Source organism: Clostridium sp. AF35-15 (assembly GCF_003477745.1).
Classification (GTDB): domain Bacteria; phylum Bacillota; class Clostridia; order Lachnospirales; family Lachnospiraceae; genus Otoolea; species Otoolea fessa.
Map to the genome: position 1 here is coordinate 40,971 of NZ_QUDY01000016.1, position 9,545 is coordinate 50,515.

Below are 9,545 nucleotides of genomic sequence, written 5' to 3' on the forward strand. Positions count from 1 at the left end.
TCTTGGAATCATTTCTTTTTTCTGAGGAGTGCCAGATTGCCCTTCTGGGAATCCAGTACAACCGCGCAGGCAATGATCAGACCCTTTACAATCAGCTGCCAGTAGGAGCTGACACCGATCAGATTCAGACCATTGGAAATAATACCGATTACCATCGCACCGAATACTGTGCCGCTGATACGTCCGCGTCCACCTGCCATCGAGGTTCCGCCGAGGACACAGGCTGCGATCGCATCCATCTCATAGCCACTTCCGACGGACGGCTGTCCGGAATACATTCTCGATGCCAGAACCAGACCTGCAAACGCCGCCAGAGCGCCCGACAATGTAAACACGATGATCTCGACTTTCTTGATCGGAACACCTGAGAGACGCGCCGCCTCACGGTTTCCGCCGATTGCATACACATAGGTACCAAATTTTGTTTTAGAAAGCAGAAAACTAAATACGATAATTAAAATAATCATATAGACAACCGGCAGCGGAATAATGTTAAACAGATAACCCGTTCCGATTGCAATGAAAAACTTATCCGTAATACGGGTGGACTGTCCGCCCGAATATACATACGCGATACCGTTGCAGACATTCATCATTGCCATCGTAATGATAAATGCCGGAACACGGAATTTCGATACAACCATACCATCAATCAGACCAGCCACAACACCGATGATGATGCCAGCCGCAATCGCTACGCCAATCGGAAGTCCCTGATTAACTACAAATCCTACCGTCAGAGTTCCGCTCATCGCTACGATCGCGCCAACTGCCAGATCGATGTGTCCGAGAATAATAATCAACGTCATTCCCAGTGCAATGTATGTATTAATGGAAATCTGTCTGAGCACTGAAATGATATTGCTCGGTGTCAAAAATTTATCGGTTGCCAGTGCGACTACCACACATAAGATAACCAGCACTCCAATAATTCCTGTATTTCCGGTAAATACCGAGAGTACCGAATTGCCTGCTGTACTTTTCTTTCCGTTCATCACTCTTCGCCTCCTGCTGCATACTGCATGATTCTCTCCTGATCCAGTTCTTCTCTTCCGAGTATTCCCGTCATTCTTCCCGCCTTGATGACACATACGTTATCGCACATATTGATGATCTCCGGCAGCTCGCTGGATACCATGATAACGGCGATACCCGCTTTCGCCAGCTCATTAATAACGGAATAAATCTCAAACTTCGCATTGACATCGACACCTCTCGTCGGCTCGTCCAGAATCAGGACATCCGGCTTGATTGCCAGCCATTTTCCAAGGACAATCTTCTGCTGGTTTCCGCCGGAAAGACTTCCCGCTTCCACCAGTTCCACCCGGTCTGCCACTGCTTTGATATGAAGCTTTTCTTTATAATAATCAATCACTTCCTGACATTTCCGGTCGCTGATGGCAATTCCGTTAATATAAGAGTCAATCGATGCCAGCGTGAGGTTAAAACCGACCGTATTGCCAAGGACAAGTCCCTGTTTTTTCCGATCCTCCGGCACCAGTCCGATGCCCGCCTTGATTGCCTGGATCGGTGTCGTGAAGCGGACTTCCTTTCCATTTAAAAGAATGGTTCCGCTCTGGTATTTTCTGGCTCCAAAGATACATTCCATGATCTCGCTTCGTCCGGCTCCGACCAGACCCGCAAATCCCAGGATCTCTCCCTTTCTTACCCGGAAGCTGATATCTGAGAACACACCCTCACAGGTTAAATTCTTCACTTCCAACGCCGTTTCTGCATGTCCCAGATCGTTGTAATCTCTGGCATAGAAGCTCTCTAACTCCCGTCCTACCATCATGGCTACCAGCTCGTTCGCATTCGTCTCCGATTTTTTTTTCGTTCCCACATAGGCGCCATCGCGGATGATGGTAACCCGATCCGAGATCCGGAACAGTTCTTCCATACGGTGGGAAATATATATAATGCTTACCTGTTTTGCTTTTAATCTCTCAATGATTCCAAATAACTGTTCTACCTCGTCATTGGAAAGGGAGGACGTCGGCTCGTCCATGACGATGATCCGTCCGTCGAAGGATACCGCCTTTACAATCTCAACCATCTGCTGCTGGGCGATCGTCAAAGATTCTACCAGCGTATCCGGGTGGATATTGACCCCGAGGTTTGCCAGCATCTCGCCTGCCCGGCGGTTCGTCTCCCGCATATCCACGGTGCCGAATTTCGTCTTGATTTCCCGTCCCAGGAACAGGTTCTGCGCGACCGTCAGATACGGAACCAGGACGATCTCCTGATGTATGATTCCGATTCCTTTCTCCTGGGCGTCCGAAACACCATTTATCTCAACTTCCTGACCATTAATCTCGATTGTCCCGCTGTCCGGTTTATAAATTCCTCCAAGGACCTTGATAAGCGTTGATTTACCCGCTCCATTTTCTCCCAGAAGCGCATGAACCTCGCCCATTTCCAGGGAAAAATTGATCCCTGACAATGCATAGATCCCGGAAAAACTTTTCTTGATATCTATCATTTCCAGAATTGTTTTTCCCATAGAACCCTCCGTTTTTTAGAAATGCGGCAATGAACCCCATCGCCGCATTTTCCATGTTTTATTTTATTTCACGTAACTGTTAAGCTTCCTCGCAGTTCATTACTGCCAGTCGTTCAGAGTCTTCTCTGCCTCTTCTTTCTCTACCAGATGGGAATCCAGATATACTTTCTTCTCATCGATTGCGGTATCGCCGCCTACATATTTCTCAGCTGCGTCAAATGCATATTCTGCAATCTGAAGCGGAACCTGGCATGCAACTGCGGTGAACTCGCCGTCTAAGAGTGCCTGTTTTCCATCCGGGGATGCATCGATGCTATATACACCGATCTCGCCGGTCTTGTTTGCTGCCTTGATAGCTGCTGCCGCACCCAGGGCAGACGGGTCATTGATACAGAAGAATGCTTCCAGATCCGGGTTTGCTGTGATGATATCCTCAGCCAGTCCCATCGACTGATCGAGCGCTGCACCGCCATCCTGCTGTGCTACAATCTCAAATTTATCTTTCTGATCGCCAAGACCCTCAAGGAAACCATTGACACGATCCACGCAGCTTTCATTGGACGGGAAATCCAGAACTGCAATCTTTGCGCCATCCGGATAATCTTTCGTCATCTGCTCGCCCACTAACTGGCCTGCCATATATGCGTTGGTTCCAACGAACTGTGTCACGAACTGTTCGATATCATCATCGATGACCGCGGTATCTACGTTGAAAATCGGAATACCCGCATCTGCAATCTCAGCCAGTCCGGAGGTAATACCTGCGGAGTCAACCGGGATAACAAATACTGCATCGTAACCGCTGTTTGCACAGTCAGATAACTGGCTGAGCTGCTTGTTTAAATCATAATCCGGATCCAGGCAGGTATAGGAAATGCCGTTTTCCTTGCACAGCTCGCTGAGCTTTGCATCAATGGAACTCTGGAAAGTATTGTTTAAAGTATTCGTACAGAATGCAAACGATAAATCGCTGGTCTTTGCCTCAGCCCCCTGCGTATCTGCCGCTGCCTCAGAAGCATCGGCTGCCGCTGTTGTATCGGTACTGCTGGAAGAGCCGCATCCTGCCAGCATTGCTGCCATCATGCAAACTGAAAGACCTGCTGCTGTAAATCTAAGACTTTTTTTCATAAATCTGATCCTCCTCTTACTTCATCACTGTTTAGTGCATTTCAAACGGATTGTTATAGTTTTCTTTTTTACGTAAAAAATTTTCTCTCTGGAAGGAGTCTCCCTGTCTGATATCTAGATATTACTCTATTCCATGCTCTTTCGTCAATACTCTTGTGGCATATTGCACTAATTTCAGCGATATATTCATCCTGTTTTATTGATATTTATGCACTTCTACCGCTCTTTCTAATTTTTTACGTAAATTATATTTACCTTATCGTTTTGCTCCTATTTTTGTGCTATAATCAAAAAAACAGAAACACAAAACTGCGGCAAATTCAAATCCAGCCGCGCAGGAACAGCCGGACTAATCCGTGCCAGCAAGGGGGAGTTTTATGACCATCAAAGAAATCGCCGCAAAGGCAGGCGTCTCCATCGCCACCGTTTCCCATGTTATCAACCATACGCGCTATGTCAGCCCGGAACTGGTGGATAAAATCGAAGCTATTATTGAAGAAAGTGGATATTCTGAAAAAATCAAAAAAAAGGTGCGTAAAATCCGCAGCGGACGCAGTTCACAGATTGTCGCTGTCTTTCCAAATATCAAGAGCGCGCTCTACTGCGATCTGTGCAATCAGCTGCAGTCCTACGCGACCAGCCAGGGCTATCAGTTTTACACCGCCGTCACCAACGACAACCTGGAAGAGGAGAAAAGCATCCTGCAAAACTTAATCTCCAGTGCCAAGACCATCGGCATCTTTCTCTCCCCGGCAAGCAGCAATCCGGCTACCTATTCATTTCTCTATGAATCCGGTATCCCGTTTGTATGTGTCGAACGATTCATCGATGACGATGTCACTCCGCGGATCCTTTTTGATTACACCAAAGCATTTCACTCCGCTACTTCCTATTTTTTTGAGAGCGGACACGAAAATGTGCTGTTTCTGGTAGAAAAAACAGACAGCCTCGCCAAACAGGACAAGATTGCCGGATATGAGCGGGCGCTTCTCTCCGCCAACCATACCCTGAGCAGTTCCTGCATCGCGGAGATCAATCTGTATCAGTCCAGTGATACCATCAGCCTGAATATTCAGAAAAGCATCACCCGGTATCTCCCCACCGCTATCATCGCCGGTGGAAACCGGCTGACTATGTTTCTTCTCAAGGCGCTGCGGGAGCTGGGAAAAGACTGTCCGCGCGATATTTCCATCATCGGATTTGACGATATGCTCTGGTGCGAGCTGACCGCCCCACCGCTATCCTGCATCCACCGGGACATCGACCAGATGGCAGAACTCGCCTCGCAGGCACTCTTTGACGAGATCAACCACCTCTCCGGCGCACCTTTGACCCGCTACGCAGATGTAGAGCTGATTTTGCGTGATTCCACCCGGATCATCGACAACGGTCCGCTCGGTGAACACGCCGTCTCCCCGGACAGCATCCGCCTCTCCAAGGAGGAAAAACAGCTTTTGCGAACTGGAAATTACCGCGTCGCCATCTCCTTCCACTACACTGGAACCGCCTGGGCTGCCCTGCATCAGAAAGGCATCCGGGATGAACTGGAACAGTACGGAATCGATATTATTTCCACCATGGACGCCCATTTTGATCCTGCCCTCCAGAATATGCAGCTCGAAAGCATCAAAATGCAGCACCCGGACGCCGTCATCGCCATCCCCACCGACGATGTCCAGACGGGTCCGGCATTTCAGGAATTGTCCAAAATGACGCGGCTGATCTTTTTAAGCAATGTCCCGCAGAATTTCAGCCGGAACAATTACGTCTCCTGTATCTCCGTCAATGAGCGGGAAAATGGCACCAATACAGGGCGCATGATCGGTGAATATCTGAAAGAAAAACCGCACGCCAAAGTCGGCTTCATCATCCACGGTGCCATGTTTTATGGCACTACCGAGCGTGATAACTGTGCCGAAAAAATATTAAGGGAATCCTATCCCGACATTGAAATCACTGCCAGAAAGGGATTTATTCAAATTGAAAATGCCTACAAGGTATGCTATGAGATGATAAACGAGCACCCGGATATCCAGGCGCTCTATGTGAGCTGGGACCGCCCCGCCCTGCTCGCCATCAAGGCCCTAAAAGCTTTGAACCGGACAGATATCGCTGTCTTTACCACAGATCTGGATTTTGAGATTGCAGAAGAAATGAATCAAGGATTTGTAAAAGGACTCAGCACCCAAAGACCATATGACCAGGGAAAAGCAGCCGCTCTTGCAGTCGCTAAATCCCTGGTTAGTGATAAGGTTCCAAAATATATTGGAGTGCAGCCTTATGTAGTTCATGAAAAACAGCTGAAACGTGCGTGGAAGGATATTTTCTTTGAGGCACTGCCGGAGGAGCTGGGGTAAAAAAGCTCACCGCTTCAGCAGCTCCGGCGCCATCTCCTGAAACAGCTTCGCGAGCGCCATCGCCGCCCGCGAGCGGTATTTTCCAGCGGGCCAGGCGAGCGCCAGATCGAGGAAAATACCATCTTTCCCGATCCGCAGATAGCGGAACTCATCCCGCATGATGCGGCAGGAACGGTAGGTGAATGCGAGTCCGACTCCCTCCCGCGCCATCGCCGCAGCAAAGGAGGCGGAGAGGTAGGTGTCGAGCCCCAGCGGTTCCACGCCAGCCTCGCGCAGGGAGCGGCGGCCAGTCCGTCCGAGGACGGTGCTGGGCGGTCCCAGAATATACTCAAATGGTGCGGTGTCCTTTAGGTCGATCCACATCTGTTCCGGCTCCGATTCACATGGCTTCGCAAACGCCATGACCGGGTGGTCGGCGGTGGTGGCGATCATGATCTCATCCCGCATCAGGAAATCCACACCGTGTTTGATCCGAACCGGTGGCGCGGCTATCAGCGCCAGATCTAAAAGTCCCTCTAAAATCTTATTTTCCAGATCAATACTGTCCATCTCACAGATCTCCACATGAACTCGTGGATACAGGGCATGGAATTTTTTCAGGACCGGCGGCAGCAGGTAGGTTCCCCGGTAGGTACTGATGCCGAAAATGACAGTGCCGCCCTTTAAATTTTCAATATCCGAAGCCTCGCTGCGTGCCTCCTGGTACTGCTGTAAAATCTGTCTGGCATGGAAAATAAACGCCTCCCCGGCAGAGGTTGGACGGACTCCGCGGGCTGTTCGGACGAAAATCGGCGTTCCCAGATCCTGTTCAAATAGGCGGACTGCCTGACTTAAGCTTGACTGCGCCATAAACAACTTTTCGGCCGCGCGGGAGATGCTCCCCTCGTTAGCGACGGTTACGATATAGTCTAGTTCTTTTAAATCCATGAGAATCCCCCTCACGAGATATCGGAATTTCCGATATCTGGTATAACAAATCTTGCCTTTCTCCTATAACAAAAATAGTATAAGATAAAAACAAGCAAAAATCAATGGCAGAGACTGAAGCAGCGGCTGGAAAATCGAATAGGAATCCGGCGAGGGAACGCAGCTTTGAAAAAGTCTCTGTGGACGATTATAAAATAGGAGGAATAAGCAAGATGAAACAGGATTTAATGAAGGGTGTTATCGACATGCACGTTCACACGAATCCGGATCTGCGTCTGCGGGCGTATGATGATTTCGAACTGATGGAGGCGGCGATCCGGGTTGGGGCACGCGCTATCGTCATCAAGACGCATCAGGGAACCACGATGGATCGGGCGTATCTGTGCAACCGCCACAACGAAATTGTACACGGGAAAACGAACAATTTTACGATGTTTGGCAGTATTACCTTAAATAAGGTAGTCGGCGGCATCAATCCGAAGGCAGTCGATGTGGCGCTTCGTCTGGGTGCTAAGGTAGTATGGCTTCCGACCCAGTCGGCAAAAAACCATATGCAGAAGATGAACCAGGATCTGAGCCAGAGCGTGGAGGTCGTAAAAGATGGAAAGATCGTGCCGGAGCTTCGTTCCGTGCTGGAACTGATCCGCGACCACAATGCGGTACTGGGAACCGCTCACATCGCACCGGAGGAAATTTTTACTGTTGTGGAAGCTGCCCGGGATATGGGAGTAAAAAACATCGTTGTAACCCATCCGGAATGGTGGATCGTAGGCATGAGCCATGAGGATCAGCTTCGTCTGGTAAAGGATTATGACGTTATCTTAGAGCGCTGCTATGCACAGAACATGGGTGGCGGAAAGTATAAGAGCAATCTGGCAGACAACCTGGAGCTTATCAAAGAGGTTGGCTATAAAAATGTCATGGTTGATACCGATGGCGGCCAGACAGAAAACCCGCATTGGGAGCTGGCGCTGGCAGAATATATGCAGTATCTGGTAGATCATGGAATTCCGGAAGAACACGTGTACCATATGACACACACTATTCCGGCAAAACTGTTGGGCATCGAAGAATAGGGGGACGCATCATATGTTAAGTGCAGTTTTGGTGGCATCCATTGCGGTTGCCGTTATATTGGGATATAAAACGAAAATCAATACGGGATTTTTCTGTATTGCCTTTGCATACCTGATTGGTTGTTTTGGCATGGGATTGAAAACAAAAGAACTGATTGGCTTCTGGCCGGTCAGCACCATGTTTGTCATCCTGTCAGTATCACTGTTTTACAACTTTGCAGCTGTGAATGGAACCCTTGAAAAAATGTCGGCCAGTCTTCTCTATATGTGCCGCAAGTTTCCGGGCATGCTTCCTTTTGCATTATTTTTTGTAGCAGTTGTACTTTCTGTTATGGGTGCTGCATACTTTACCGTTCTGGCATTCCTGGCACCGATTACCATCCTTATCTGTGAGGAAGCAAAGATGGACAAGCTGACCGGTGCGGTGGCGATCAACTGCGGTGCACTGGCAGGCGGAAACTTCCCCACAGCTTCGCTGGGCGTCGTATTCCGCGGTCTGATTGATACTGCTTATGAAGCAGAACCGGCATTTGAAGCAACGAATTCCTTTGTAGATGAAATGAAAATTTTTGGTTTCGCGATTGTATTTTCCCTGATTCTGATTGCAATTTTTCGCTTCGGTTTCAAGAGCAACCGCGGTATCGGAAAAGGCGTAACGTTCAATCGCCCGGAGCCGTTTGACAAGAAACAGAAAACAACCCTGCATTTAATGATTCTGATGATGGTGATTGTTCTGGTATTCCCGCTCTTAAAGATGGCGGTTCCTGGCAATGAACTGATTGGAAAAATTGCCGGAAAGGTTGATGTAGGACTGGTGGCATTCTGCTTTACCATCATTGCACTGCTCTTTGATCTGGCGCCGCAGAAGGAAGTTATCGCACGTGTTCCGTGGAACACCATCCTCATGATTGCCGGAGCCGGCATGCTTATCGCCGTTGCAGTTCAGGCCGGTACCATTGATGCATTATCTGCATGGATTGGTTCCAATGTTCCGACAGCCCTGATTCCGCTGGCATTCAGCTTTGTAGGCGCATTTATGAGTTTCTTCAGTTCTACAACCGGTGTTGTAGCACCAGCCCTGTTCCCGCTGATTCCGGGACTTGCGGCAGCAACCGGATTAAATCCGGCAGCACTCTTTGCCTGCACGATTCTTGGTGCACAGAGCAGTGCGATCAGCCCGTTCTCATCCGGCGGCAGCCTGATTCTTGGTTCCTGCGGAAACGAGGAAGACCGAAATCACCTGTTCAACCGCCTGCTTTTTGTGGCAGTGCCGATCAGCGTTATCTGCTGTGCGGTATATAACCTGATTGTAGCAGTTGTTCTGTAAGGGAAATTTTATCTCAGTCGAGAAAACTCCCACATCTTCAGGTGGTGAGTAATAGCAAATTTGTCTCAGTGGAAGCCTTGTCTCCGACTGAGATAAACGCTCCGCGAGGATGCGCAGTGATTCTGTAAAGAATATGTCAGCTTACGCTGACCAGAATCACGCGCCAAGTCTCACGGACGTTCGACTTGAATGAGAAGTTGTTTGTTCGAAAAGCTGTCAGCCTGTTC

Annotated in this window: 7 protein-coding genes; 3 read left to right on the forward strand and 4 right to left on the reverse strand. The window is 49.0% G+C overall.

The genetic code is table 11. The annotated features are described in order from the left end of the window. Positions 1-8: 8 nt before the first annotated feature. The 3 genes from DWZ76_RS14220 to DWZ76_RS14230 form a co-directional block, all read right to left on the reverse strand. Positions 9-995, reverse strand: a complete 987-nt coding sequence (locus tag DWZ76_RS14220; protein ID WP_118473019.1) for an ABC transporter permease — start codon at positions 993-995, stop codon at positions 9-11. Continuing rightward, positions 995-2,503 carry a sugar ABC transporter ATP-binding protein gene (locus DWZ76_RS14225; protein WP_118473020.1) on the reverse strand — a complete coding sequence of 503 codons (1,509 nt, stop codon included), beginning with the start codon at positions 2,501-2,503 and terminating at the stop codon, positions 995-997. The genes DWZ76_RS14220 and DWZ76_RS14225 overlap by 1 nt, the downstream gene beginning before the upstream one ends. A gap of 99 nt (positions 2,504-2,602) precedes the next feature. Then, positions 2,603-3,631: a sugar ABC transporter substrate-binding protein gene (locus DWZ76_RS14230; RefSeq protein WP_107001728.1), complete on the reverse strand. Its 1,029-nt coding sequence runs from the start codon at positions 3,629-3,631 to the stop codon at positions 2,603-2,605. Positions 3,632-4,008: 377 nt separating this feature from the next. Between DWZ76_RS14230 and DWZ76_RS14235 the strand changes: the two genes are divergently transcribed. Beyond that, positions 4,009-5,988, forward strand: a complete 1,980-nt coding sequence (locus tag DWZ76_RS14235; RefSeq protein WP_118469467.1) for a LacI family DNA-binding transcriptional regulator — start codon at positions 4,009-4,011, stop codon at positions 5,986-5,988. Positions 5,989-5,994: 6 nt separating this feature from the next. Here DWZ76_RS14235 and DWZ76_RS14240 read toward each other — a convergent pair whose 3' ends face one another. Next, entirely contained in the window at positions 5,995-6,915 is a 921-nt protein-coding gene (locus DWZ76_RS14240) for a LysR family transcriptional regulator (RefSeq protein ID WP_022360660.1), read from the reverse strand. A 212-nt stretch (positions 6,916-7,127) separates the two neighbouring features. On the opposite strand from DWZ76_RS14240, the gene DWZ76_RS14245 reads away from it, so the two are divergent. Together DWZ76_RS14245 and DWZ76_RS14250 are read left to right on the forward strand one after the other, a co-directional pair. Then, entirely contained in the window at positions 7,128-7,991 is an 864-nt protein-coding gene (locus DWZ76_RS14245) for a DUF6282 family protein (protein WP_022360659.1), read from the forward strand. Positions 7,992-8,004: 13 nt separating this feature from the next. Beyond that, the gene (locus tag DWZ76_RS14250) at positions 8,005-9,318 is read left to right on the forward strand and encodes an SLC13 family permease (protein ID WP_107001732.1); all 1,314 of its coding nucleotides are present in this window, start codon (positions 8,005-8,007) and stop codon (positions 9,316-9,318) included. The last annotated feature ends 227 nt before the right edge of the window (positions 9,319-9,545 follow it).